The following is a 24585-nucleotide window of genomic DNA, read 5'->3' on the forward strand; positions in this document are numbered from 1 at the left end:
GTGCTTCAGACGTCCTGGCCGTTGCCGCTGCCCGTCGACACCTTGATGCCCTTGGTGATGTCGTCCAGCACGGCCTCCTTCTGGTCGGCGTCGACGCCGAAGCGCACGACCACCATCTGCTTCGCGTTCGCGGGGGAGGGGAACGCGAGCGACTCCACGATGCCGTCGGCGCCCTTGCTCGTGACGGCCTTCCAGCGGACCAGGTAGCCCTGCTGCCCGGCCACGGTCACGGCCTTGGAGTCGAGCACGTCGTGGGAGGTGATCCCACCGTAGGACTTGCCGCCGTAGGACTCCTCGGCGTTCTTCGCGATGTCCGCCTTCGCGATCTCCTCGGCGGTGGCGCCCTTCGTGCCGAGCAGCAGGGCCGGGGCCGAGTAGGCACCGCCCTTCGTGCAGGTCGCGGACGTGTCGCCGGGGCACTTGTAGGAGTCGTCGGACGTCATCTGGGCACCGGCCCGGGCCTGCTGGCCGTACCAGCCCTTCGGGATCGGCAGGCTGATGCCGCTGACCGCGTCGGTCACCGACCCGCTCCTGATCTTCGGTGGCTCGGACTGCTCGGGCCGCGGACTCTGCCCACCGGACCCGCCGTTGCCTCCAGACCCCCCGGGTCCACCCGACCCGCCCGAGTCTCCGGAGCCGCCCGAACCGCCCTGCCCTCCGGACCCGCCCGGTCCGCCGAACGGGCCGCCCTGGCCTCCGGGGGCGCCAGGCCCGCCCGGCCCCTGCGAGGTGGGCGAACCGCCACCGCCGCCGTTGTCCGTCAACGCGTAGACACCCACGCCGATGCAGGTGAGGACGACCACGGCAGCGGCGACTGCGGCACCTGTCCGCAGCCGCCGCCCCTTCCCGCTGGGAGGCACTGCGGGATACGCGGGGTAGGCGGCATACCCGGCAGGCCCCGGACAGGCGCCGCTCCCGGGGTGTCCGGCAGCTCCCGGACAGGTGCCGCTCCCGGGTTGTCCGGCGACCCCCGGATCCCCGGCCGCTCCGGAACCCCAGCCGCCCGTGTGCTGCCCGGCTCCCGCCTGCCCACCGGCGTCCGGGTGCCCGGCTATTCCCAGGGCTCCGGCTCCGGCCGGCTGTCCGGCTCCCTGCCCCGCGGCGGCTGCCGGTGTGCCGCCGTCGGCCGTCTGACCAGTGGTGTCCGGCTGCCCGGCGGCAGCCGGTGGCGCCGTGTCGGGTGGGCCGGACTCCGGTGTTCCGGGGGCGGTCGGGGCTGAGGCATCTGCGGTCTGCCCGGTTTTCGGCCCCTCGGCCCCGTTCCGGTCATCGGCGGCAGCCGGACGCTCCGACGGTGCCCGGGTCTCGGCGGGCGGCACGTCGGGTGCCGTCTGTTGTGTCGATGCGGAGCCGGCGGACGCCGGGCCCGTCGGGGGACCCCAGGCCGCGGGCGGCTGGGCCGGGCGGATGCGGTCCGTCCAGGCCCGGCCGTCCCACCAGCGCTCGGTGGCGGGCCCGTCAGTTGTCTGTCCGGGATCGGCGTACCACCCGGGAGGAGTCTCCTGCGTCATGCCCCCACCGTATGAGGCGTCGGTGAAAGAGGCATGAGAGGAGTCGGAACCGGCTGTTCCGGCGGCAGCCGCGTCGGCCGCCCGGGGCCGCCCGCGGCGGAAGCCGCAGCCCGCCCCGACCCCGGGGGCACCGACCCTGGCGCACGGGGGTGCCGTGCCCCGTGCTCGCCGGTTCGGTACCCGGTAGGCAAAGCAGCGCCGACAAACTGAATGAGCGTCACCTCGCCTGACTTTGCGAGCCGTTGACCTGAAGGCGGCTGGTGACGCGACAAGTGCGTCGCCCGGCCGCACCCGGTGTCACCCGTCACGGCAAGAGGTGCCCCGACCACCCTCCACTCGGGCAATCGGACGGCTACGCTCGATGTCTGTAGGTCGTTCGGGCGACTTGGGGAGGTAGCGGGATGACGGAGGTACGGCCCACGGCCGCCGCCTCGGCTTCCCTGTGGGAGCGCGACGAGGAGGTCGCCGCCGTCGAGCGGGCGGTCGACAGCCTGTGCGCGGACCGTTCCTCGTCCGGCGGACTGCTGGTCTTCCGTGGCGAGGCCGGACTCGGCAAGACCGCCCTGCTGGCCGAAACCCGCCGCATCGCCGAGGCCCGCGGCTGCACGGTCTGGTCCGCGCGCGGCGGCGAGACCCTCAGGTCGGTCCCCTTCAACGTGGTACGGCAGTTGCTGCAGCCGGCGCTGGTGTCGATGCTGCCCGAGGAGGCCCGCGAGTACCTCGGCGACTGGTACGACATCGCCGGCCCCGCCCTCGGCATCGCGGAGCCCGGCGACCGGCAGGCCGACCCGCAGGGCGTCTGCGACGGCCTGGTCGCGGCCGTGCGCCGGCTCTCCCGCCGCGACTGGCCGCTGGTGCTGCTGATCGACGACGCCCACTGGGCGGACCAGGAGACCCTGCACTGGCTCGCGGGACTCGCCGAGCGCCTCGACGAGATATCCGTCCTGGTCGTCGTCACGCGCCGCCCCGAAGAGGTCTCCGGTGCGAGCGCCCGCCACCTCGACACCGTCGTCGCCGCCGCGCACGGCCCCGCCACGACCCTGAGCGCCCTCACCCCGGACGCGACGGCCGGACTCACCCGCGCGACCCTCGGTGAACACGCCGACGCCGCCTTCTGCCGCGAGGTCTGGGCCGTCACGGCGGGCAACCCCTACGACACCGTGGAACTCCTCGCCCGAGTGCAGGACAGCGAGCTCGAACCGGTCGAGGCCCGGGCGGGCGAACTGCGCGACCTGAACCGCTCGGCCCGCGGCGGCGGCCTCGTCGCCCGCCTGGAGGAACTGGGCATCGACGCCACCAGGTTCGCCTGGGCCGCCGCCATTCTCGGCACCGGCATCTCCATCGACCTGGTCGCCAAGCTCGCCACCCTGCGCCCGGACGACGCCCGGCGCTGCGCCGAACTGCTGCGCACCGCCCGTATCCTCACCGCGCCCGACCCCGCGACCGGCCGCAGCGCCGACGGCGACCTGGAGTTCGTCCATCCGCTGATCGCCACCGCCGTCTACAACTCCATCCCCGACGCCCTGCGCACCGCCATGCACGGCATCGCCGCCCGGATCGTCTCCGACGAGGGACACGGCGCCGCGGCGGCCGCCCGCCACCTCCTGGAGGTCCACCCGGACGACGACGAGGAACTTGTCACGCAACTGCGCGAGGCCGCCCGTGAGCACCTCGCCGTCGGCGCCCCCGACGCGGCCCGCCGCTGCCTGGAACGCGCCCTGGAGGAACCGCCCCGGCCCGATTCGCACCCGCAGGTGCTGTATGAACTGGCCGAGGCCACCTTCCTCACCGCGCCCGCCCGCACCATCGGCCATCTGCGTGCCGCGCTGGGCATGCCCGGCCTCCAAGGCGGCCAGCGGGTCGACGCCGTCTTCCGGCTCTCCCAGGCACTGCTCCACAACGACCAGCTGGAGGAAGCCGTCCGCACGGTCGAGGCGGAGGCCGCCCGGCTCCAGCCGGGGCCCGAACGGATGCGGCTGCAGGCCGCGCAGTTCATGTGGGAGGGGCTGCACGCAGGCGAGGCCGCCTCACCCGGCCGCTCGCAGCGGCTCGCCGACCTCGCCCGTCCCTGCACCGGCCGGGACAACTCCGAACGCGCCCTGCTCATCCTGCGCGGCTTCGACGCCCTGATGCACGGCGAGAACGCCGAGGAGGTCGCCGAGTTGTGCGACCGCGCCCTCGTCAACGGCCGCCTCGCACCCGGACTCGGCTGGACCGACACCGAGTGGGGCATCGAACTGCTGCTGATGCTGGCCAACGCGTACGGCTTCACCGACCGCCTGGACCGCGCCGAGACCCTCTACAACGAAGCGCTGCGCGCCTACGAGACGGCCGGCTGGAGCGGCGGCCACCTCGCCCTGGCCCACGCCTACGTCGGGATCGGCCACCGCAGACGAGGCCGGCTGAGGGAGGCAGAGGCGTCCCTGCGCGAGGCACTGCGCCTGGCCGAGCGGGTCGGCCGCGGCCTGCCCCTGTACTGGTCCGCGACCTGCAGCCTGGTCGACACCCTGCTCGCCCGCGGCCAGGTCGAGCAGGCGTGGGAGGTCGCCGAACGGCACGGCTTCGGCCCGCCCTACCCGTCCACCATCGTCCTGCCCGATCCCCGCTCGGTGCGCGGACGGCTGCTGCTGGCGGTCGGCCGCACCAAGGACGGCATCAACGAACTGGAGGCCGCCGAGAAGGCGGCGGCGGCCCGCGGGCACCACAACCCGGTGCTCGTCCCCTGGGCGGCCGACCTCGCCCGCGCCCTGCGCACCGAGGACCCGGCCCGGGCCGCGCGGCTCGCCGTCGACGTCCGCCGCCAGGCCGAGCGCTTCGGCACGGACACGGCGATAGGGGAAGCTCTGCGCTGCGCCGCCGACCTGGAGACGGGCCAGCGAGCGGTCCGGCTCTACGGCCAGGCCGTCACGTACCTGGAGGCTTCGCCCTGCCAGTACGAACACGCGGCGGCCCGTATCGAGTTCGGCATCGCCGCCCGCTCGACGGCCGACCTGCACCGCGGCCTGGACCTGGCGGACTCGTGCGGGGCCGACGGACTGGCGGAGCGGGCGCGTGCCGCCCTCAGGGCAGGTGTGGGCACGGTGTAGTCACGCGCGGAGCAACGGGCCGGACCATGCACCTGCCCCACGGCAGACCCGCGAGGCAGGCGTACGCAAAACCCGGCCGGGCACGTCCCGCGGGGCCGCCCGCCGGCCCTCACGAGGTGCCGTCCTCTTCCGCCAGTACCCGCTGGGCCGTCGCGAACGCCGAGTTCGCCGCCGGCACCCCGCAGTACACGGCCGTCTGGAGGAGCACCGCGCCGATCTCCTCGGGGGTGAGGCCGTTGCGGCGGGCCGCGCGGACGTGCATGGCCAGCTCGTCGTAGTGGCCGTGTGCGACCAGCGCGGTGAGGGTGATCATGCTGCGCTCCCGGCGGGACAGCGTCGGGTCGGTCCAGATCTCGCCCCAGGCGTAGCGCGAGATGAAGTCCTGGAACCGGGCCGTGAACGGGGTCTGGCGGGTCTGCGCCCGGTCGACGTGCTGGTCGCCGAGCACCTCGCGCCGTACCGCCATCCCCAGCAGGGCGCCCTGGCCGAAGTGGGCGCGCAGGGCGGTCAGCACCGCCTTCGGGCACTGGGCGGGCGCCAGGTGCGACGCGCCCGGCAGCTCCACCAGCGTCGCGCCCGGCACGGCGTCGGCGATCTCCCGCAGATGCGCCGGCGGTGTCGCGGGGTCCTCACGGCCGGCGACCAGCAGGGTCGGCACGGCGATCTCCGGCAGCCGCTCGCGCAGGTCGAACCCGGCGAGCGCGTCACAGCAGGCGGCGTACGCCTCCGGGTCGGCGTCCCGGTGGTCCCGGACCAGGCGCGGCACGGTGAAGTCCCCGGCGAACCAGCGCGCGCCGGCGTTGTCCGCCAGCCCGGCCAGCCCCTCCCGCCGTACCAGCGCGGCCCGCTCCTCCCAGGGCTTGGACCCGTTGAAGTGCGCCGACGAGCAGATCGCGGCGAGCGACGTCAGGCGCTCCGGATGGTGCACCGCGAGATGCAGCCCCACGGCCCCGCCCAGCGACACACCCGCGTATGCGAACCGCTCGATGCCGAGCGAGTCGGCGAGCGCCAGCACCCGCCCGGCGAGGTCACCGACGCTCGCGCCCGCCCGGATGAGACCGGCCGCCGAACCGCCGTGCCCGGGCAGGTCCCAGCGCACCACCCGATGGGTGATCGACAGCTCGGGCGCCACGTCGTCCCACAGGGCGTACGAGGTGCCGAGCGAGGGGCCGAGCAGCAGCGGGGGAGCGGAGGCGGGTCCTTCCACATGGTGGTTCAGCAGTGTCAAGGTCGCTCCAGAGCACGATCGGTGAGGACTCCGGCGGAGCCCGTGTAATGGGACGGCTCGAGATCGACGTCGGCCAACTCGGGTGCCCCGGCCAGCGGTCGTCCTGCCGAGGCCAGCCGCGTGAGGAGCTCCTTGGCGCCGGCGCGGCCCAGCACCGGGGCCAGTTCGGCGGACAGCCGCTCCGAGACGATCAACCCCTGGGTCAGGTCCAGGTGTTCGCGCATGGTCTCGGGCCTGACCCACAGCCCCTCGGCCAGTTCGGCGGCGTCCCGGGCGGCACCGCCGACCAGCCGCAGCAGATCCCGCAGTGGTTCCCACTCGGCGTGCCAGGCCCCGGCCGGGCGTTCGTCCTCCGCGGCCATCGCCCCGTACAGGGTCGCCGCGAGCTGGGGTGCCCGCCGCGCGGCGGAGGCGATCAGGGTGGACCGTACGGGGTTGGACTTGTGCGGCATGGCGGACGACCCCCCGCCGCTGCCCTCCGCGACCTCGGCGATCTCGGTGCGCGACAGGGTGAGGACGTCCACGGCGAGCTTGCCGAGCGCGCCCGCCGTGAAGGCCAGGCATCCGGCGAGGTCGGCGACCGGTGTGCGCAGGGCGTGCCAGGGCAGGCCGGGTGCCCGCAGGCCGAGTTCCCGGGCGTACGCCTCCGGCAGCCCGGCCGGATCGCTCGCTCCGTACGCCCCGAAAGCCGCCAGTGTTCCTGCCGCACCGCCGAGTTGGGCGGGCAGCGACTCGTGGACGGTCCGCAGCCGGTCCCGCGCGTCCAGGACCAGTGACCGCCATCCGGCAGCCTTCAGCCCGAAAGTGGTCGGTACCGCGTGCTGGGTGAGGGTCCGCCCCGGCATCGCGGTGTCGCGGTGCTCGGCGGCCAGCCGGGACAGCGCCCGTTCGGTTCGGCCGAGGTCGGCGAGGACCACGTCGAGGGTCCGCGCGGCGACCAGCATCGTCGCCGTGTCCATGATGTCCTGGCTGGTCGCGCCCCGGTGGACGTAGGGCCCGTACGCCTCGCCCACGGCCCGGGTCAGATCCGCGACCAGGGGGATGACGGGGTTGCCGCCCGCGCGGGCGCGCTCGGCGAGGGACCGTACGTCGAAGGCACCCGCCCCGGCCGCCTCCGTGACCGCCGTCGCCGCCTCGGCCGGGGCGAGCCCCATGGCGGCCTGGGCGCGGGTCAGCGCGGCCTCCGCGTCGAGCAGGGCCCGCAGATACGCCTCGTCGCCGGTGGCGGAGGAGGCCGCCGAATCGGCCCATCCGGGGGCGAGCAGGCCGGTGTCACCGGGGTGCGCTGTCACGTGAACTCCAGGAAAACCGTCTCGCCTTCGCCCTGAAGGCGGATGTCGAAACGGTACGTGGCGTTGCCCTCCTCCGCGGCGATCAGCGTGTCGCGGCGAGCGTCCTCCAGCCCGGACAGCAGCGGGTCGGCCGCGAGTACCGCCGCGTCGCCCGGCAGGTAGATCCGGGTGTACAGGTGCACGAGCAGCCCGCGCGCGAACACGCACACGCTGAGGTACGGGGCGCTGCGTCCTCGGGCGCCCGGCCGCAGCGTGCGCGCGTACCAGTGGCCGTTCGCATCGGTCTGGATGCGTCCCCAGCCCGTGAACTCCACGCCGTTGCGACCGAGGAAGCCTCCGGAGGCCGGGTCGCGCCGCATGGAGCCGTCGGCGGTCGGCAGGTTGCCGTCGGGATCCGGTCCCCACAGCTCGATCAGGGCGTCCGGCAGCGGGTCGCCCTCGCCGTCGGTGACGTAGCCGTGCACCGTGACGGTGTCGGGGTGCCCGAGGGGCGCGATGTCCTCGCCACCGCGGAACGGCAGGGCGTGGCCGTAGAAGGGTCCGACGGTGTGCGAGGGGGTGGGCGGCACACGGTCGGGCCCGCTGGTGTCGATCTTCGTCATGGCCGGTCAGCGCCCTTCTTCGATCCAGGTGGCCTGCGGGCCGTCCAGCACGATGTCCCAGTGGTAGCCCATGGAGAACTCCGGCACGGACAGGCTGTGGTCGTACGTCGCGACCAGCCGCTGCCGGGCGGCGTCGTCCGTCACGGACTGGATGATCGGGTCGTAGGGGAACAGGGGGTCGTTCGGGAAGTACATCTGGGTCACGAGCCGCTGGGTGAACGCCGTGCCGAAGAGTGAGAAGTGGATGTGCGCCGGCCGCCAGGCGTTGACGTGCTGACGCCAGGGATAGGGGCCCGGCTGGACGGTGGTGAAGCGGTAGTGGCCGTCGTCGTCGGTGAGGGTGCGGCCCACACCGGTGAAGTTGGGGTCGAGCGGGGCGTCGTGCTGTTCGCGCTGATGGGCGTAGCGGCCCGCGGAGTTGGCCTGCCAGATCTCCACGAGCTGACCGCGCACCGGGCGGCCGTCACGGTCCAGCAGCCGTCCGGAGACGGTGATGCGCTCACCGATCGGCTCGCCGTCGTGCTGCCGGGTGAGGTCGTTGTCGATCTCGGTGATGTCCCGCTCCCCGAAGGCGGGGGAGAACAGCTCCACCAGCTCCGGGTCCTTGCTGACGTCGATGGTCACCGGCGGCTGCTTGGGGTGCCGGAGCACCGAGGACCGGTACGGCGCGTAGTCGCGACGCGGCTGGTGCTCGACGGGTCCCCCGTCGGCGAGCCGCTTCTCGTACGCGGCGCGCTCGGCCGCGATCTCCTGATCGATGTCGTGCTGCGTGAGAGTCATAGGGGATCCCTGAGGTTTGTACCGTACTCGTCGAAGGGGGCGAGGATCGCGCCCCTCAGGGGCGCGGGACTGGATCGATGTACGGCTTCGCCGCGCGGGCGCGACCAGCCACAGACGGCCCGCAGCCGGAAGAGGGGCTAGCGTTCCAGAACGAGGGCGAGCCCTTGCCCCACCCCGATACACAACGTGGCCACACCCACACCACTGCCACGCCGGGCCAGCTGATGGGCCACCGTCCCGGCGAGCCGCGCTCCCGACGCACCCAGCGGATGCCCCAGCGCGATCGCACCACCCTGCGGATTGAGGATCGCCGGATCGAACTCGGGCCACTCGGCCACACACCCCAGCACCTGCGCGGCGAACGCCTCGTTCAGCTCCAGCACGGACAGGTCTGCGAACCCCCTGCCCGCCTTGGCCAGCGCACGGTTGACCGCCTCCACGGGCGCCAGCCCGAAGTACTGCGGGTCGGTCGCGGAGACACCCGTCGCGCGGACCCGGGCCAGCGGTTCGCGGCCCGTCGCCCTCAGCCCTTCCTCGTCGACGAGCAGCAACGCCGCCGCACCGTCGTTCAGCGGGGAGGCGTTGCCCGCCGTCACCGTGCCGCCCTCCTGGCGGAACGACGGCTTCAGCTTGGACATCGCCGCCAGGGAGGCGTCCGCGCGGACACCCTCGTCGGCGGCGAAGACCACCGGCTCACCCTTGCGCTGCGGGATACTCACCGGCGCCAGTTCACCGTCGAACAGGCCCTCGGCCTGCGCCCGCGCCGCCTTTTCGTGACTGCGCAGCGCGAACTCGTCCTGCTGTTCCCGGCCGATCCTGTGCTTGTCCGCGATGAGTTCGGCCGACTCGCCCAGCGGGATCGTCCACTGCGGCTCCATCCGCGGGTTGACCATCCGCCAGCCGAGCGTCGTCGAGTACAGCTCGGTGTGCCCGGCCGGGAAGGGCTTGTCGTTCTTCGGCAGCACGTACGGCGCCCGGGTCATGGACTCGACGCCCCCGGCCAGTGCGATGGACGCGTCACCGAGCGCGATGGCCCTGGCCGCCTGGATCACGGCCTCCAGGCCGGACGCGCACAGCCGGTTGACCGTCACGCCCGGAACGGACGTGGGCAGGCCCGCGAGCAGCGCGGCCATCCGGCCCACGTTGCGGTTCTCCTCACCGGCCCCGTTCGCGTTGCCGAAGTACACGTCCTCGACCCGGGCCGGATCCAGCTGCGGCGTGCGGGCGAGGAGTTCGCGGACGGCGTGCGCGGCCAGGTCGTCCGGGCGCACGCTCGCGAGGGCGCCGTTGTAGCGGCCGACCGGCGTGCGGACGGCGTCGACGATGTAGACGTCCTTCACTTCCGTCCCTCCGGCAGGTGCAGTTCGGCGTCCGTCCTTGCGGCGATCTCCTCGGCGGTCACGCCCGGCGCGGTCTCCACCAGCACGAGCCCGTCGTCGGTGACGTCCAGGACGCCGAGGTCGGTGATGATCCGGTTCACGCACCCCTTGCCGGTCAGCGGCAGGGAGCACTCGGCGAGGATCTTCGGCGAGCCGTCCTTGGCGGTGTGGGTCATGACGACGACGACCGTACGGGCGCCGTGCACCAGGTCCATCGCCCCGCCGATGCCGGTGATCAGCTTGCCGGGAACGGCCCAGTTGGCCAGGTCGCCCCGCTCGGACACCTGCATCGCGCCGAGCACGGCCACGTCGATGTGTCCGCCCCGGATCATCGAGAATGACAGCGCCGAGTCGAAGAAGGAGGCGCCCGGCAGGACGGTCACCGTCTCCTTCCCGGCGTTGATCAGGTCCGGGTCGACGGCGTCCTCGGTGGGGTAGGGGCCGGTGCCCAGGATGCCGTTCTCCGACTCGAGCACCACCTCGACGCCCGGGGGGAGGTGGTTGGGGATGAGCGTGGGCAGGCCGATGCCGAGATTGACGTACTGGCCGTCCCGCAGCTCCCGGGCCGCCCGCGCGGCCATCTCCTCACGCGTCCAGGCCATCAGGACCTCACCGTCCGCTGCTCGATCTTCTTGTCCGCCGCCTGTTCCGGGGTGAGCGCGAGCACCCGCTGCACGAAGATGCCCGGCAGGTGCACCGCGTCCGGGTCGATCTCGCCGGGCTCCACCAGCTCCTCCACCTCGGCGATCGCGACCTTGCCGGCCATCGCGGCCAGGGGGTTGAAGTTCCGGGAGGACTTGTTGAAGACGAGGTTGCCGTGCCGGTCGCCGCGGGCGGCCCGCACCAGGGCGAAGTCGGTGCGGATGCCCCGCTCCAGCACGTACTCGGTTCCGTCGAACTCCCGGACCTCCTTCGGCGGCGAGGCGAGCGCCACCCCGCCCTGACCGTCGTAGCGCCAGGGCAGTCCGCCGTCGGCGACCTGCGTGCCGACACCGGCCGGGGTGTAGAAGGCGGGGATCCCGGCGCCGCCGGCCCGCAGCCGCTCGGCCAGCGTGCCCTGCGGGATCAGCTCGACCTCCAGTTCCCCGGCCAAATACTGCCGGGCGAACTCCTTGTTGGCGCCGATGTAGGAACCCGTGACGCGGGCGATCCGGCCGGCGGCCAGCAGCACCGCCAGGCCCGACTCCATCGCGCCGCAGTTGTTGGAGACCACCGACAACCCTGTCACGCCGCGCTCGTACAGCGCCTCGATCAGCACGTTCGGCACACCGCTCAGCCCGAAACCGCCCACCGCGAGCGACGCGCCGTCCGGCACGTCGGCCACCGCCTCCAGGGCTGTGGCGACCACCTTGTCCATCCGAGAAGCCCCATCTCTTCCAAGCGACCCGATCAAAGCGACCCGCCTAATTAATCAGGGCACTGAGTATTTCTGCGAGCTGGCCCTCACGCTGCCACTGAGCCGGAAGGACGTCAAGAGCCCGGTGAATGCGCCGTTGCACCTCTGAAGGGCCGGCAGACAGTGGGCGTCGCGTTGAGTATTGTTCAGTGCACCGACGAACGAGCGAGGGGTGCACATGGCGGCTGCGGACCTCACCACCCACCCCGGGCACCTGGCCCGGCGGCTGCAGCAGGCGCACTACCTGCTGTGGAACGCGATGGTCTCCGAGGAGATCACCTCGCCCCAGTACGCGGTCCTCAACACCCTCGTCGCCGAGCCCGGCCTGGACCAGCGGACGGTGGGGGAGCGGGTGGGGCTCGACCGGTCCACCATCGCCGAGGTGATCAGCCGGCTCAGCCGGCGCGGACTGCTCGACAAGGTGCGTGACCCCCAGGACGGCCGTCGCTCCCTGCTGCGTCCGACGGACGAGGGGGTGCGCACGCATCGCAAGCTGACCGTACGCACCGCCCGGATGAACCAGGTGTTCCTCGCCCCGCTGACCGCCGACGAGCGGACGGTGTTCTTCGACCTCATCCGGCGGGTCGCGGACGCGGCCGAGGGGCTCCGCAACCCCGAGGAACCCTTGGCGGCGCCCCGCTGAGGGAGCCCTGCCGGGCGGTACGAGGGGACCAGGGCCGGTCAGGGCGCCTTGGCGAACACCACCCACACCGGGCCCTCGGCGAAGTTCACCGGCGTCCCGTCACCCGTGGTGAACGCGGTGCCGTCCGTGGCCTTCTCCCGCTTCCAGTCCACGTCCCAGGCACGTCCGTCGCGCAGCACCTGCGCCGTGCCCGAGCCGACCGTCTCGGTGTACGGCGTGTTGTTGCCGAGGAAGTCCCGGAAGGAGGACTCGCGCACCCTCACGTTCTGGACGACGACCGTCGCGGCCGTCATCCGCTCACCGTCGGCCGTCGTCGCGGCCGTGCCGTCCATGCCGACCAGCCAACGGTCGCGGGAGTCCGACCAGGTGAAGGTGAAGCGGGCCGCCGGGTACCGCACGGTCCGGGAATGCGTCGCCGTGCCGCCCGCGGGCGCCGCTCCGTAGTGGAAACCGGTGGTCAGGGCCGCCTCACCCGGGGGCTTCGGCACAATGCGCTCCGGTCGCAGGTAGAGGTTGTGCGGGGCGGGCCTGCCGGAGCCACGGAAGTAGGCGTCGGACGCGTTGCCCGGTGTCTCCGCCCGCAGCGGCGCCTTGTCGATCAGCGGCAGGAGCTTCCTCTGCGCACCGGAGAAGGCGAGCGTGGGCCGTTCGAACTGGCGCAGCAGCTCCAGGTCCGACTCGCGCGCGCTGCGCACCGGCCCCACAGCCTCCGGCAGCCGGGTCGCGTACACCGCCATCAGCCGGCTCATCCCGCCCTCCACCTGCTCCGCATAGACCACGTCGGCCGCGTCGACGCCCGTGTGCGGTCGGGCCGCGGCCGCGTTGTCGATCTTGACGACGAGTGCGGAGGGGCGGGCCGCCGACGGGGACGCCCCCTGTTTCGACTCCTTCGGGGAGCCCCGGCCGTCGTCGCCCGGTCCGTCGGTGGCGGTGCAGCCCGCCGCCAGGGCGGCGGTGACCGCGGCGGCCAGCAGCGCCGCCATCCTGGCGCGTCGCCCGCGCGCCCCTCGTCTCCGTCTCACCGTCGCCATCGCGCCCCATGTCCTCGGCCTGTCTTGATTGTGCGCTTATCTGAACATCGATGGCCACCGCCGATCGTTCCGGCCGGGGAGGTGTCTTCGCCGCGTCCGTCGATCGGCTCAAGGTTCAGCGCGGGGCGTCCGGGTACCCGGACGGCGCCGTACGACCGACGCGCACGCTGACGGAGGGAGCGCGAGGCGATGAGGGCAGTGACCTGGCAGGGCAAGCGGGACGTCCGGGTGGAGAACGTGCCCGATCCGACGATCCAGGAGCCGACGGACGCGATCATCCGCATCACCTCCACCGGGTTGTGCGGGTCCGACCTGCACCTGTACGAGGTGCTCACCCCGTTCATGACCCCGGGCGACATCCTCGGCCATGAACCCATGGGCATCGTCGAGGAGGTCGGAGCGGGCGTCCAGGACCTCCAGGTGGGCGACAGGGTCGTGGTGCCGTTCCAGATCGCCTGCGGCAACTGCTGGATGTGCCTGACCGGCCTGCCCACCCAGTGCGAGACCACTCAGGTGCAGGGCGAGGGCATGGGCGCCGCCCTGTTCGGCTACACCCGCCTGTACGGCTCGGTGCCGGGCGCCCAGGCCGAGTACCTGCGCGTCCCCCAGGCGCAGTTCGGCCCGATCAAGGTCCCCGAGGGCCCGGCCGACGACCGTTTCGTCTACCTCTCCGACGTCCTGCCCACCGCCTGGCAGGCGGTCGCCTACGCCGCTGTCCCCGAGGGCGGCAGCGTCGCCGTGCTCGGTCTCGGACCCATCGGCGACATGGCGTGCCGGGTCGCACAGGTGCAGGGGGCCGGGAGGGTGTTCGGCGTGGACCTGGTCCCGGACCGGCTGCGCCGGGCGAAGGCGCGGGGCGTGGAGACCTTCGACCTGAGGTCCTTCGACGACGAGAAGGAACTCGTCGAAGCGATCCGCGACCAGACCGACGGCCGCGGCCCGGACGCCGTGATCGACGCGGTCGGCACCGAGGCCCACGGCAGTGCGGCCGCGCGCCTGGTGCAGAACGCCGCCGCCGTCCTGCCCCGCAAGCTGGGCGGCCCGATCGCCGAGCGCTTCAGCGTCGACCGTCTCGCCGCGCTGCACACCGCCATCGAACTGGTGCGCCGCGGCGGAACCATCTCGCTGTCCGGCGTCTACGGCGGCATGGCGGACCCGCTGCCCCTGCTCACCCTGTTCGACAAGCAGATCCAGATGCGCATGGGGCAGGCCAACGTCCGCCGCTGGACCGACGACATCATCCCGTACCTGACGGACGAGGACCCCCTCGGCGTGGACGACTTCGCCACCCATCGGGTGCCGCTGTCGGAGGCCGCGCACGCGTACGAGATGTTCCAGCGCAAGCAGGACGGCGCGGTGAAGGTCATCATGCAGCCGTGAGGGCCACCGGCGTCGCTAGGCGCCGAGAATCTCCGTCAGGTCGTAGCGGACCGGCTCCTCCAGCTGCGCGTAGGTGCAGCTCTCGGGAGTCCGGTCCGGGCGCCAGCGGCGGAAACGGGCAGTGTGCCGGAAGCGCTGCCCGTTCTCCATGTGGTCGTACGCCACCTCGGCCACCCGGTCGGGCCGGAGCGGCACCCAGGACAGGTCCTTGCGGCCGGACCAGCGGCTCGGCGCCCCCGGCAGCCGGGCCGTCTCGTGGGCGGCCTCCTCGGACCACGCCGCCCACGGATGCCCCGACACGTCGTCCAGGCGCAGCGGTTCCAGCTCCTCCACGAGTTCCGCGCGCCGCTTCATCGTGAAGGCGGCGGAGACCCCCACGTGCTGGAGGGTTCCCCGCTCGTCGTACAGGCCGAGCAGCAGCGAACCCACCACCGGGCCGCTCTTGTGCAGGCGGTACCCGGCGACCACGACGTCCGCCGTCCGCTCGTGCTTGATCTTGAACATGGCGCGTTCGTCCGGCCGGTAGCGCACGGTCAGCGGCTTGGCGATGACACCGTCGAGCCCGGCTCCCTCGTACTCCTCGAACCACTGCCGCGCCACGTCGATGTCGGTGGTCGCCGGGGCCAGATGCACCGGCGCCCGCACCCCCGACAGCTCAGCGGCCAGCCGCTCCCGCCGCTCGGTCAGCGGCACGCCCATCAACGACGCGTCGCCCAGTGCCAGCACGTCGAACACGACGAGCGAGGCCGGCGTCCGCTCCGCAAGCATCCGCACCCGGGAGTCCGCCGGATGGATCCGCTCCGTCAGCGCGTCGAAGTCCAGATGCCCCTCCCGCGCGATCACGATCTCCCCGTCCACCACGCACCGCTCGGGCAACCGCTCGCGCACGGCCGTGACCAGCTCGGGGAAATACCTGGTCAGAGGCTTCCCGGTACGGCTGCCCAGCTCGACCTCGTCCCCGTCGCGGAACACGATGGCCCGGAAGCCGTCCCACTTCGCCTCGTACTGCATGCCCGCGGGGATCGCCGCCACCGACTTGGCGAGCATCGGCAGGACGGGGGGCATCACCGGCAGATCCATGGGTCGATTCTGCTCTGATATACCGCACGGCGCCCGATATGCGAGGTGGGCGGGCTGCGCCTACCGTGGCGGGCATGGGAGACGCGGTGGAACTGGAGGTCGACGGCCGGACCGTACGGCTGTCCAGCCCGGACAAGATGTTCTTCCCGGAGCGCGGCTTCACCAAGCTGGACCTCGCCCGCTACTACATCGCCGTCGGCCCCGGCATCCTGCGCGCCCTGCGCGACCGGCCGACCACCCTGGAGCGCTACCCGGAGGGCGTGAACGGCGAGAACTTCTTCCAGAAGCGGGCACCGAAGAACATGCCCGGCTGGATCCCGACCGCGCACATCACCTTCCCCAGCGGCCGCAGCGCCGACGAGATGTGCCCCACCGAGGCCGGAGCGGTGGTGTGGGCCGCCCAGTTCGGCACCCTCACCTTCCACCCCTGGCCGGTGCGCCGCGACGACGTCGACCACCCGGACGAGCTCCGCATCGACCTCGACCCGCAGCCCGGCACCGACTACGACGACGCCGCCCGCGCCGCCCACGAACTGCGGCAGGTGCTCGACGAGTTCGGCGGGCTGCGGGGCTTTCCCAAGACCTCGGGCGGCCGCGGCCTGCACGTGTTCGTGCCCATCGAGCCGCGCTGGACCTTCACCCAGGTCCGGCGCGCCGCCATCGCCGTCGGCCGGGAGATGGAACGGCGGATGCCGGAGCAGGTCACCATCAAGTGGTGGAAGGAGGAGCGCGGCAGACGCATCTTCATCGACTACAACCAGACGGCCCGCGACCGCACGATCGCCTCCGCCTACTCCGTACGCCCCCGCCCCCACGCCCCCGTCTCCGCGCCCCTGCGCTGGGACGAGGTCGGTATCGCACACCCCCAGGACTTCGACATCGCGACCATGCCCGCGCGCTTCGCCGAACTCGGCGACGTGCACGCGGACATGGACGACAGGCACTACTCGCTGGAAGCCCTGCTCGACCTCGCCCGCCGCGACGAACACGACCACGGACTGGGCGATCTGCCGTACCCGCCCGAGTATCCGAAGATGCCGGGAGAGCCCAGACGGGTACAGCCGAGCAGGGCCCGCAAGGGGAAGGAACCCCCTACAGCTCCTTGATCCGGATGTCGCGGTACGAGACCACGTCCGTCGTGCCGTGCACCTGGAGCCCGATGTAACCGGAGGCGAACCGACGTCCGTCCGTGCCCGGGTCGTCCGAGCGCGGCGGGCTGAACTCCTGGCCGCCGGTGTTGTCGAACTCGTTGATCGGCACGCCGTTGCGGAAGACCGAGTAGTGCTGGCCCTCCACGCGGATCTCGTAGTCGTTCCAGGTGCCCTTCTGCGTCACGCCGGCACCGGCGAGACCGACGCGGTCGAAGCCGTAGACCGAGCCGGTCTTGTACATGTCGCCGTCGGGCCGGTCGAGCACCTGCACCTCGTGCCCGTACTTGATGGCCACCCACTCCGGGCGTGACTCCTCCGGGTGGTCGTGGACCCAGGGGAAGCGCACGAACACACCGGAGTTGGCGTTGCCGGTGCCCGGGGCGTCATCGCGCCACTGGAGCTTCAGCGAGAAGTCGCCGTACTTGCGCTGCGGGAACCACAGCATGCCCATCCCGGGCGTGGTGGTGCCGGAGGTGATCGTCCCGTCCGGGTTCAGCCCGAAGGAACCGCCGCCCACCTGCTGCCACCGGGCGAGGGACTCCGCGGTGCCGTCGAAGAGCGAGCGGTAGCCCTCGGTCTGCCCCGGCTTGCCGATGCCCGACTCGCGGGCCGCCTTCCGGATCGCCTTGGACTCCCGCTCGTCGACCACCCCTTCCTTCAGCAGCGCGCCCAGGACGGAGTCCACGTGCTTGAGGAACAGCGCCTGGGACGTCCACTCCTTCTCGTCCTCGATCAGCTCGCCGATCCGGCAGCGATTGTCCGTGACCCGGTTGCGCACACCCGAGTCGACCGTGCCGACGATCACCGTCAAGCGCTCGTCGTACTCCGGGCAGTCGGGCGCCGGGACCTGCCCGGAGACGACCGTGAAGGTCACCGTGCGGGCCGCGGCGGTGTTGCCCGCCTTGTCCGTCGCCCGGTAGGCCACGGTGTGCGCACCCGCCCGGTCGACCACCACCGGCGCCGCGTAGGCGAGGTAGGGCCCGCCGTCGAGTGAGTACTCGATCCTCTCGACGCCCGAGCCGTGCGCGTCGGTCGCCGTGACCGTCACCCGGGCGCTGTTGACGTACGCCCCGGCGGAGTTCCTCGTGCCCTCCACGGTCACGCCCGTCACCGGCGGGGTGGTGTCCGCGGGTGGCGCCGCGACGACCGTGAACGTCACGCTCTTCACCGCCGCCGCGTTGCCCGCCTTGTCGGTGGCCCGGTAGCGGACGGTGTGCTCACCCACCTGGTGGACCATCACGGGCCCGGTGTACGGCTGCCAGGCGCCCGACCCGACCGCGTACTCGATCGTGTTGACCCCGGACCCCGTGTCGGAGGCCGAGACGGTGACCGTCGCCATGTCGATGTACGCCCCGGCGGCGTCACGCTCACCGCTCACCGTCACCGAGGTCTCCGGGGCGATGGTGTCGTCCGACTGCGCAGCGACGACCGTGAACGCGGCGCTCTTCTCGGCGGAGACGTTCCCCGCCTTGTCGAAGGCCCGGTAGCGGACCGTGTGGCTGCCGACCTGGTCGACGACGACGGGCGCGGTGTACGGCTGCCAGGCACCCGCGTCGCCGATCGCGTACTCGATCCGCTCGACACCGGAGCCACCCTCGTCGGTGGCGTGCAGCGCCACACTCGCCGAGCCGACGTACTCGCCCTGCGCGTTCTGCGTGCCGCTGACGTGCGCCGACGCCTCGGGCGCCGTGGTGTCCTCGCCGGTGCCCTCGGTCACCGTGAGGATGCCCTGCATCTGGCCGTGGCCGGGGATCGTGCAGTGGTAGAAGTACCGGCCGGGCGTGAGCGTCACCTGGGCCGTGTGCTTGCCGCCCTGTGCGTCGTTGGGGTTGGCCAGGATGTTGAGCTGCACGTCGCTGTTGAACTCGGGGTCGCTGGTCACGAACGTCAGCGTGTGCGGCATGCCGGTGGTGTTGCCCGTGGCCGCGCTGTTCTCGAACACGATCGTGGCCGTGCCGGCGACCGCCGTCTTCGGCACCGAGAGGTACGTGGCGATGTCGTCGCCGGCCGTCCAGGTGAGCACCTGGTCGGCGGCCGCCTTCGTCTCCGGCTGCCCGGCGGCGGGCAGTGCCTGCACGCCGAGCAGCATCAGCAGGGCGGCCAGCAGGGCGGCCCACACTCTTCGTTGCCGTATCACTCGGTCCCCCTCGCCAACCGGCCGACGGCCGGGGTGGGCCCGCCGCCCTTGTAGGTGACCCGCCACAGCGCCGACTTGGAGTCGGAGGTGAAGAAGCCGCGCCCGTAGTCGAGGACGTACAGCGCGCCGTCCGGACCGAACTTCCAGTCCATCAGGTTCTTGATGCCGTCGTTGCCGATCGGCACGATCTTCTTCAGCGACTCCGCGTGCACCGGCAGACCGCCGTCTCCTTGCGTCTTCGGGTCCATGAGCACCGCGTTGCGCGGCTGGTCGGCGTCGTAGAAGTCACCGACGAACCACTTGCCGTCCCAGTACGCCGGCCACTTCACGGCGCTGTCGTCCGCGACCCTGTCGTACCGGTAGACCGGCCCGTTCATCGCGGCCTGCCCGCCGCCCTTCAGCCAGGGCAGCCGGTAGGTGGCCTCGCCCGGCTTGTACGACGGGACGCCGTTCGCGTCGCGCGGGTAGTCCGGGCCGCCGCCCGAGGGCGAGTACCAGATGTTGTTGCCGGTCACCGGCGGCAGGTTGACCAGACCGTCGTTGTTCGGCGACTCGTTCTTCGGGTGGTCGCAGTCGTACCAGCCCAGCGGCTTGGACGGGTCCGGCAGATTGCGGTCCCGGTAGGGCTGCTTGTTGCCCATGCAGTACGGCCACCCCCGGTTGCCCGCCTCGGTGATGGCGGCGAACGTGTCGTACTTGGCCGGGCCCCAGGTCGTCGAGGGCGTGCTCGCGTCCGGCCCGACCCAGCCCGCGTAGAGCACGTCGGTGGACTTGTCGACGAAGATGCGCGCCGGGTTGCGGACGCCCATCACATAGATCTCGCCGCGCGTCTTGCCGCCGCCCTCGTCGGGCTCCTTCCCGGTGAAGAGGTTGCCCCGGGGGAGTGTGTACGTCCCGTCCGGCTCCGGGTGGATGCGCAGGATCTTGCCGTTGAGGTTGTTGGTGTTGCCGGCGGTGCGGCGGGCGTCCGCGAAGGACACCCCCTTGTAGTTCGGCTCCGGGTTGTTGCCCGAGTAACCGGAGCTGAAGCCGCTGGAGTTGTTGTCACCGGTGGCGATGTACAGGTTGCCCTTGGAGTCCCAGGCCATCCCGCCACCCGCGTGACAGCAGCTGTGGATCTGCACCGGCCACTTCAGCAGCACCTTCTCGCTGGACAGGTCCAGCTTGTTCGTGGCCCGGTCGAGCGTGAACCGGGAGACCCGCCGTTCCGCCATCCGCGTCTCGCGGTTGATCCGCTCGTGCGGCGTGTAGTGCAGATACACCCAGCCGTTCTGCGCGAAACCGGGATCCAGCTCGATGCCGAGCAGCCCCTCCTCGACCTTGACCAGTTCGTCGCCGCCGCCCTTGTTGCCGAAGACGGTGAGCGCCCCGGCCAGGGTGACCTGCTCGGTCTTCGGGTCGTAGACGTGGATCTCGCCCCTGCCCTTGCCGATGTCGGGGTTGTTCCAGTCCGTGATCACGGGCTGCGAGGAGTCCGCGCCGCCCCGGCCGATGTAGAAGACCCGGCCGTCGGGCGCGGTGACCATCCCGTGCGGCTCGCCGATCTGGTCGTTTCGCCCCGGCTGGTTGGGCTCGGTCAGGCGCTCCGCCGCGTAGTTGGCGTTGATGGTCGCCTTGCAGTCGGCCTGCTCCAGCCGGGTCGTCCACATCAGGGCGCCGCGCAGATGATCGCGGAAGTCGGTCTCGTCGTACGACGACGCCGTCCCGCCCATGCCCGTGTAGAAGGAACGGCCGCCGTCGTAGTCACGGCACCAGCTGACCGGATGGTCCCAGCCGTTGGAGCCCGAGCCGGGCTGGTACGTCGACTCGCGGACCCGGGCCACCGTGTGCACCTCGCCCGAGGGGTTCTTCACCCAGTTCAGCCACTGGTCCGGGCGCTTCCACTGCACCGGCAGATCCTTGGTGGCGGGGTGCCTGCGGTCGCCGACCTCGACGGTCGCGCGCTGCACGGCCGTCGGGCTCGAGGCGGCCGGACGGGCACCCACCAGCCCGGTGAACCAGTTCGAGTAGGGCTCCGCGCGCGCCGCGTCATGAATGCCGACGAACCCGCCGCCGGCCTCCATGTACGCCTCCAGGCCCGCCTCCTGCTCCGCGTCGAGGACATCGCCCCCGCCGGTCAGGAACACGATCGCGTTGAAGCGGCCGAGCTTCGTCTGGTCGGTGAAGACCGAGGCGTCACCGGTGGCCTGCACCTTGAATCGCCGGTTCGCCGGGCCCGTGAGACCGATGTCCTCGATGGCCTCGATCCCGGCGTTCACCACCGGCGACTCCGCCCCGGCCGCCGCGGAACCGTGGAAGATCAGCACTCGCACGTTCGCGCCGCCCGGCGGCGACTTGATCGACATCGTTGTCAGCGGGGGTTCGGGGAAAGGACGCGCGTGCGCGGCGGGGCCCGACAGCAGCCCGGCGGTCACGACCCCTGCGGCGACGGACGCCGCCCAGACGCGTCTTGACTTGCTCCACCCTCGTAAGTGCATGGGCACCTCCTCGGTCACAGCAACACCGCCAAGGAAGCTAAACCCCTTTGCATGTCCCGCCAATACCTATGACCGGCATGGCGTCAACTTTGTCCCGAGTGTGGATAAACGGGGGCACGGCCGGTACCGTCGCACAGACTCATCACAGGTACGCCTCCGTGAAAGCCATACCAGGTGGGGAGTTCCGCATGGACAGACGCAGTTTCAACCGGCGGGTCCTGCTGGGCGGCGCGGCCGTCGCGACATCGTTGTCCGTGGCGCCGGAGGCCGTGAGCGCTGCCGGACCGGTGAAAACGGCGCCCGCCGGGGGCGAGGTGAAGCGCATCAGGCTGTACGCCGAGAAGCTCCCCGACGGGCAGATGGGCTACGGCCTGGAGAGGGGCAAGGCGAGCATTCCGGGCCCGCTGATCGAACTCAACGAAGGCGACACGCTGCACGTCGAGTTCGAGAACACCATGGACGTGGCCGTGAGCCTGCACGTCCACGGCCTGGACTACGAGATCACCAGCGACGGCACGAAACTGAACCGCAGTCACGTCGAGCCGGGCGGTACCCGCACCTACACCTGGCGCACCCATGCCCCGGGCCGCCGCAAGGACGGCACCTGGCGCTCGGGAAGTGCGGGCTACTGGCACTACCACGACCACGTCGTCGGCACGGAACACGGCACCGTGGGGCTGCAGAAAGGCCTGTTCGGCGCCGTCATCGTCCGTCGAAAGGGCGACGTCCTGCCCGACCGCACGCACACGGTCGTCTTCAACGACATGCGCATCAACAACAAGCCGCCGCACTCGGGGCCGGACTTCGAAGCCACGGTGGGGGATCGCGTCGAGTTCGTCGTGATCACGCACGGCGAGTTCTACCACACGTTCCACATGCACGGTCACCGCTGGGCGGACAACCGCACCGGCATGCTGACGGGCCCCGAGGACCCCAGCCAGGTCATCGACAACAAGATCACCGGACCGGCCGACTCCTTCGGGTTCCAGGTGATCGCGGGGGAGGGGGTCGGCGCGGGTGCCTGGATGTACCACTGCCACGTCCAGAGCCACTCCGACATGGGGATGGTCGGACTGTTCCTGGTGAAGAAGCCGGACGGGACCATTCCGGGGTACGAGCCGCACGAGCACGGCGAGGAACCCGCGGGCGGCGGTCACGAGCACGGCGAGGAGCCTGGGGGCGGCGCTCAGAGGCACGGCGACGAGTCCGCGGGCGGCGGTCACGGGCACTGACGGGCGGGGTCGCTCACCCGTGCGCACGAGAGCGCTCTCACCATGCTGCGTCCCGGGGCTATCCTGATCCGCAGCCGCAGGTGAGGAGCCCGAAGTGACCGACACAGCGCCGCGTCCCACCCTGGAGGCCGTGGCCGCCCGGGCCGGTGTCTCGCGGGCGACCGTGTCCCGCGTGGTCAACGGCGGGGACGGGGTGCGGGACGTCCTCGTGGAGCGGGTCCGCAAGGCCGTGGACGAACTCGGGTACGTGCCCAACCAGGCCGCCCGCTCGCTGGTCACCCGGCGCCACGACGCGGTCGCGGTCGTCGTCGCCGAACCGGAGACCCGGGTCTTCGCCGACCCGTTCTTCGCGCTCCAGCTGCGTGGCATCAGCAAGGAGCTCACCGCCCACGACAACCAGCTCGTGCTGCTGCTCACCGAGGGCAGGGACGATCACGCCCGGGTCGGCCGCTACCTCGCCGGCGGGCACGTCGACGGCGCCCTCGTCTTCTCCCTGCACCTGGACGACCCGCTGCCGGAGCTGATCCAGCGGGCCGGTGTCCCCACCGTCTTCGGCGGACGCCCGGGCTGGAGCGGCGACCGGCGCGACGTGGTCTACGTCGACAGCGACAACCGCGGCGGCGCCCGTGACGCCGTCCGGCACCTGGCGGGGCTCGGCCGTACCCGGATCGCGCACATCACCGGCGCCCTCGACCAGACCTCCGCCGCGGACCGTCTCGACGGCTACCGGGACGTCATGGTGGACGCCGGCCCGGGGCTGATCGCCGAGGCCGACTTCACCCCGGCCGGCGGCGAACGGGCGATGCGCGAACTCCTGGAGCGCTGCCCGGACGTGGACGCGGTGTTCGCCGCCAACGACCTCACGGCCGTGGGCGCGTTGCGCGTCCTGCGCGCCTCCGGCCGCCGCGTCCCCGACGACGTGGCCGTGATCGGCTTCGACGACATGCTGCCCGTCGCGGAGCAGACCGACCCGCCGCTCACGACGGTCCGTCAGGACATCGAGGAGATGGGCCGCCTGATGGCCCGCCTGCTGCTGCGCGGCCTCGACCGGGACGCCCCGCGGGAGGGCGTCGGGGCGCCCCCGTCGAGCGTGGTGCTGCCGACGACGCTGGTACGGCGAGAGTCGGCCTAGGTGCGCCGTCCCGGGACGTCGGTGACCGGCGACACGCCGTGAGCGGCCCTCGGACGAGGGGGAGGGGCCGCGTCGCCGGGGGATCCGGACGGCGTGCCCGGGGCGGGCACGCCCTGTTGCGCGCCGCTGCGCTGCGGAGAAAGCGACGCGGTCTCGGTCTCAGCCCTGCCGTGGTTCGCTGTGGATCACCGCGAAGCGGGCTCCGTAGGGGTCGGCGAGTTTGGCGAGACGGCCGACGGACGGCAGGTCGGTGGCCGGGAGGCGGACCGTGCCGCCGAGCTCCTCGGCCCTGGCGACGATCGCGTCCGTGTCGCCGACCTCGAAGTACGGCAGCCAGTACGCCTCGTTCTCCGCCGGGTCGTCGGCCAGGGGGACGACACCGCCGAACATGGCGTCCTCGCCCAGCCCGCCCGGGTTGAACGCGGTGTACGTGCCGCCGGCGAAGTCGGCGCCGAAGGTCTCCAGACCGAGCACGGAGTGGTAGAAGGCCGCCGCGGCCGGGACGTCCGCCGTGCACAGCTCGACCCAGCACAGCGACCCGTGCTCCTGGACGACCTCCAGGCCCTTGTTGCGGCCCGGCTGCCACAGCCCGAAGGGCACCCCGGCCTGGTCGGCGAGGATCGCCATCCGGCCCAGGTCCTGGACGTCCATCGGCTGCACCCGCACCGCACCGTGCGCCTGCTCGGCCGCCCGCGCCGTGGCGTCCGCGTCCGGCGCCTGGAAGTACACCGTCCAGGACGGCGGGCCCTGCTCCGGCGTGGTCTGCATGCCTCCGGCGGCCGTCCTGCCGCCGAGCTGGAACAGGCCGTACCCTCCGACCTCCGGGCCGCCCGGCTGGAACCGCCAGCCGAACAGTCCGCCGTAGAAGGCGGCGGCGCCGTCGATGTCGGGAGTGCCGAGATCGATCCAGTTCGGAGCGCCGGTGACAAAACGGGTGGTGAGCATCGTCGCCCTCCTCGCGCAGGGGCCCGTCGTCTGCACTGCCGAGTCTTTCACCGCGCGGTGCCGACCGCCGCCGGGGCGCGGCCGCGGCGTGGTTGCGGACGTG

Annotated in this window: 19 protein-coding genes and 1 pseudogene; 6 read left to right on the forward strand and 14 right to left on the reverse strand. The window is 72.2% G+C overall.

Annotation, left to right across the window (positions count from 1 at the left end):
- Nucleotides 1-5: 5 nt before the first annotated feature.
- Together AB0B29_RS12440 and AB0B29_RS12445 are read right to left on the reverse strand one after the other, a co-directional pair.
- The gene (locus tag AB0B29_RS12440) at nt 6-1061 is read right to left on the reverse strand and encodes a hypothetical protein (protein ID WP_362238669.1); all 1056 of its coding nucleotides are present in this window, start codon (nt 1059-1061) and stop codon (nt 6-8) included.
- 366 nt (nt 1062-1427) lie between these two features.
- A pseudogene (locus tag AB0B29_RS12445) lies at nt 1428-1511 on the reverse strand (DUF2510 domain-containing protein); the annotation flags it as partial.
- Between the two features lie 401 nt (nt 1512-1912).
- Between AB0B29_RS12445 and AB0B29_RS12450 the strand changes: the two are divergent.
- On the forward strand, nt 1913-4597 hold the full coding sequence (locus AB0B29_RS12450; protein WP_362237642.1) for an ATP-binding protein: 2685 nt from the start codon (nt 1913-1915) through the stop codon (nt 4595-4597).
- Nucleotides 4598-4706: 109 nt separating this feature from the next.
- On the opposite strand, the gene pcaDC is transcribed toward AB0B29_RS12450, so the two are convergent.
- The 7 genes from pcaDC to AB0B29_RS12485 form a co-directional block, all read right to left on the reverse strand.
- Nucleotides 4707-5825: a bifunctional 3-oxoadipate enol-lactonase/4-carboxymuconolactone decarboxylase PcaDC gene (pcaDC, locus tag AB0B29_RS12455; RefSeq protein WP_362237644.1), complete on the reverse strand. Its 1119-nt coding sequence runs from the start codon at nt 5823-5825 to the stop codon at nt 4707-4709.
- Nucleotides 5822-7117 (reverse strand): 3-carboxy-cis,cis-muconate cycloisomerase, encoded by a 1296-nt coding sequence (pcaB, locus tag AB0B29_RS12460; protein ID WP_362237647.1) that lies wholly within the window; start codon nt 7115-7117, stop codon nt 5822-5824. Before pcaB ends, pcaDC begins: the two co-directional genes overlap by 4 nt.
- Nucleotides 7114-7719 carry a protocatechuate 3,4-dioxygenase subunit alpha gene (gene pcaG, locus AB0B29_RS12465; RefSeq protein WP_362237650.1) on the reverse strand — a complete coding sequence of 202 codons (606 nt, stop codon included), beginning with the start codon at nt 7717-7719 and terminating at the stop codon, nt 7114-7116. The genes pcaB and pcaG overlap by 4 nt, the downstream gene beginning before the upstream one ends.
- A gap of 6 nt (nt 7720-7725) precedes the next feature.
- A complete protein-coding gene (gene pcaH / locus AB0B29_RS12470) occupies nt 7726-8499 on the reverse strand; it encodes a protocatechuate 3,4-dioxygenase subunit beta (RefSeq protein WP_362237653.1) in 774 nt (257 codons plus the stop codon).
- A 137-nt stretch (nt 8500-8636) separates the two neighbouring features.
- Nucleotides 8637-9839: a thiolase family protein gene (locus tag AB0B29_RS12475; RefSeq protein ID WP_362237655.1), complete on the reverse strand. Its 1203-nt coding sequence runs from the start codon at nt 9837-9839 to the stop codon at nt 8637-8639.
- Complete coding sequence (locus AB0B29_RS12480; protein WP_362237657.1) at nt 9836-10480, reverse strand: CoA transferase subunit B; 645 nt, start codon at nt 10478-10480, stop codon at nt 9836-9838. The genes AB0B29_RS12475 and AB0B29_RS12480 overlap by 4 nt, the downstream gene beginning before the upstream one ends.
- A complete protein-coding gene (locus AB0B29_RS12485) occupies nt 10480-11235 on the reverse strand; it encodes a CoA transferase subunit A (RefSeq protein WP_362237660.1) in 756 nt (251 codons plus the stop codon). The genes AB0B29_RS12480 and AB0B29_RS12485 overlap by 1 nt, the downstream gene beginning before the upstream one ends.
- A gap of 217 nt (nt 11236-11452) precedes the next feature.
- On the opposite strand from AB0B29_RS12485, the gene AB0B29_RS12490 reads away from it, so the two are divergent.
- Entirely contained in the window at nt 11453-11917 is a 465-nt protein-coding gene (locus AB0B29_RS12490) for a MarR family winged helix-turn-helix transcriptional regulator (RefSeq protein WP_362237663.1), read from the forward strand.
- A 38-nt stretch (nt 11918-11955) separates the two neighbouring features.
- Here AB0B29_RS12490 and AB0B29_RS12495 read toward each other — a convergent pair whose 3' ends face one another.
- On the reverse strand, nt 11956-12948 hold the full coding sequence (locus tag AB0B29_RS12495) for a DUF3048 domain-containing protein (RefSeq protein ID WP_362237665.1): 993 nt from the start codon (nt 12946-12948) through the stop codon (nt 11956-11958).
- A gap of 189 nt (nt 12949-13137) precedes the next feature.
- Between AB0B29_RS12495 and AB0B29_RS12500 the strand changes: the two genes are divergently transcribed.
- Nucleotides 13138-14328 carry a zinc-dependent alcohol dehydrogenase gene (locus AB0B29_RS12500; protein ID WP_362237668.1) on the forward strand — a complete coding sequence of 397 codons (1191 nt, stop codon included), beginning with the start codon at nt 13138-13140 and terminating at the stop codon, nt 14326-14328.
- 15 nt (nt 14329-14343) lie between these two features.
- On the opposite strand, the gene AB0B29_RS12505 is transcribed toward AB0B29_RS12500, so the two are convergent.
- Nucleotides 14344-15408 carry an ATP-dependent DNA ligase gene (locus AB0B29_RS12505; RefSeq protein WP_362237670.1) on the reverse strand — a complete coding sequence of 355 codons (1065 nt, stop codon included), beginning with the start codon at nt 15406-15408 and terminating at the stop codon, nt 14344-14346.
- 74 nt (nt 15409-15482) lie between these two features.
- On the opposite strand from AB0B29_RS12505, the gene ligD reads away from it, so the two are divergent.
- Nucleotides 15483-16514, forward strand: a complete 1032-nt coding sequence (gene ligD / locus AB0B29_RS12510; RefSeq protein WP_362237673.1) for a non-homologous end-joining DNA ligase — start codon at nt 15483-15485, stop codon at nt 16512-16514.
- On the opposite strand, the gene AB0B29_RS12515 is transcribed toward ligD, so the two are convergent.
- Entirely contained in the window at nt 16501-18648 is a 2148-nt protein-coding gene (locus AB0B29_RS12515; protein WP_362238672.1) for an OmpL47-type beta-barrel domain-containing protein, read from the reverse strand. The genes ligD and AB0B29_RS12515 overlap by 14 nt on opposite strands.
- Before the next feature lie 44 nt (nt 18649-18692).
- Entirely contained in the window at nt 18693-21173 is a 2481-nt protein-coding gene (locus tag AB0B29_RS12520; RefSeq protein ID WP_362237676.1) for a ThuA domain-containing protein, read from the reverse strand.
- Between the two features lie 188 nt (nt 21174-21361).
- Here AB0B29_RS12520 and AB0B29_RS12525 point away from each other — a divergent pair, with 188 nt between their 5' ends.
- Together AB0B29_RS12525 and AB0B29_RS12530 are read left to right on the forward strand one after the other, a co-directional pair.
- Nucleotides 21362-22405: a multicopper oxidase domain-containing protein gene (locus AB0B29_RS12525; RefSeq protein WP_362237678.1), complete on the forward strand. Its 1044-nt coding sequence runs from the start codon at nt 21362-21364 to the stop codon at nt 22403-22405.
- Between the two features lie 94 nt (nt 22406-22499).
- Nucleotides 22500-23537, forward strand: a complete 1038-nt coding sequence (locus AB0B29_RS12530) for a LacI family DNA-binding transcriptional regulator (protein ID WP_362237681.1) — start codon at nt 22500-22502, stop codon at nt 23535-23537.
- 159 nt (nt 23538-23696) lie between these two features.
- Here AB0B29_RS12530 and AB0B29_RS12535 read toward each other — a convergent pair whose 3' ends face one another.
- Nucleotides 23697-24482 carry a VOC family protein gene (locus tag AB0B29_RS12535; protein WP_362237683.1) on the reverse strand — a complete coding sequence of 262 codons (786 nt, stop codon included), beginning with the start codon at nt 24480-24482 and terminating at the stop codon, nt 23697-23699.
- Between the last annotated feature and the right edge of the window lie 103 nt (nt 24483-24585).

Origin of the sequence: Streptomyces tibetensis (assembly GCF_040647715.1) — a bacterium.
In the GTDB taxonomy this organism is placed as follows: Bacteria; Actinomycetota; Actinomycetes; order Streptomycetales; family Streptomycetaceae; genus Streptomyces; species Streptomyces tibetensis_A.

What these genes read in the sequence shown, in the direction of transcription:
- AB0B29_RS12450 (WP_362237642.1), top strand. Translation starts at nt 1,913, where the DNA reads ATGACGGAGGTACGGCCCACGGCCGCCGCCTCGGCTTCCCTGTGGGAG.
- pcaG (WP_362237650.1), bottom strand. Translation starts at nt 7,719, where the DNA reads ATGACGAAGATCGACACCAGCGGGCCCGACCGTGTGCCGCCCACCCCC.
- pcaH (WP_362237653.1), bottom strand. Translation starts at nt 8,499, where the DNA reads ATGACTCTCACGCAGCACGACATCGATCAGGAGATCGCGGCCGAGCGC.
- AB0B29_RS12480 (WP_362237657.1), bottom strand. Translation starts at nt 10,480, where the DNA reads ATGGCCTGGACGCGTGAGGAGATGGCCGCGCGGGCGGCCCGGGAGCTG.
- AB0B29_RS12485 (WP_362237660.1), bottom strand. Translation starts at nt 11,235, where the DNA reads ATGGACAAGGTGGTCGCCACAGCCCTGGAGGCGGTGGCCGACGTGCCG.
- AB0B29_RS12490 (WP_362237663.1), top strand. Translation starts at nt 11,453, where the DNA reads ATGGCGGCTGCGGACCTCACCACCCACCCCGGGCACCTGGCCCGGCGG.
- AB0B29_RS12495 (WP_362237665.1), bottom strand. Translation starts at nt 12,948, where the DNA reads ATGGCGACGGTGAGACGGAGACGAGGGGCGCGCGGGCGACGCGCCAGG.
- AB0B29_RS12500 (WP_362237668.1), top strand. Translation starts at nt 13,138, where the DNA reads ATGAGGGCAGTGACCTGGCAGGGCAAGCGGGACGTCCGGGTGGAGAAC.
- AB0B29_RS12505 (WP_362237670.1), bottom strand. Translation starts at nt 15,408, where the DNA reads ATGGATCTGCCGGTGATGCCCCCCGTCCTGCCGATGCTCGCCAAGTCG.
- ligD (WP_362237673.1), top strand. Translation starts at nt 15,483, where the DNA reads ATGGGAGACGCGGTGGAACTGGAGGTCGACGGCCGGACCGTACGGCTG.
- AB0B29_RS12515 (WP_362238672.1), bottom strand. Translation starts at nt 18,648, where the DNA reads ATGCTGCTCGGCGTGCAGGCACTGCCCGCCGCCGGGCAGCCGGAGACG.
- AB0B29_RS12520 (WP_362237676.1), bottom strand. Translation starts at nt 21,173, where the DNA reads ATGCACTTACGAGGGTGGAGCAAGTCAAGACGCGTCTGGGCGGCGTCC.
- AB0B29_RS12525 (WP_362237678.1), top strand. Translation starts at nt 21,362, where the DNA reads ATGGACAGACGCAGTTTCAACCGGCGGGTCCTGCTGGGCGGCGCGGCC.
- AB0B29_RS12535 (WP_362237683.1), bottom strand. Translation starts at nt 24,482, where the DNA reads ATGCTCACCACCCGTTTTGTCACCGGCGCTCCGAACTGGATCGATCTC.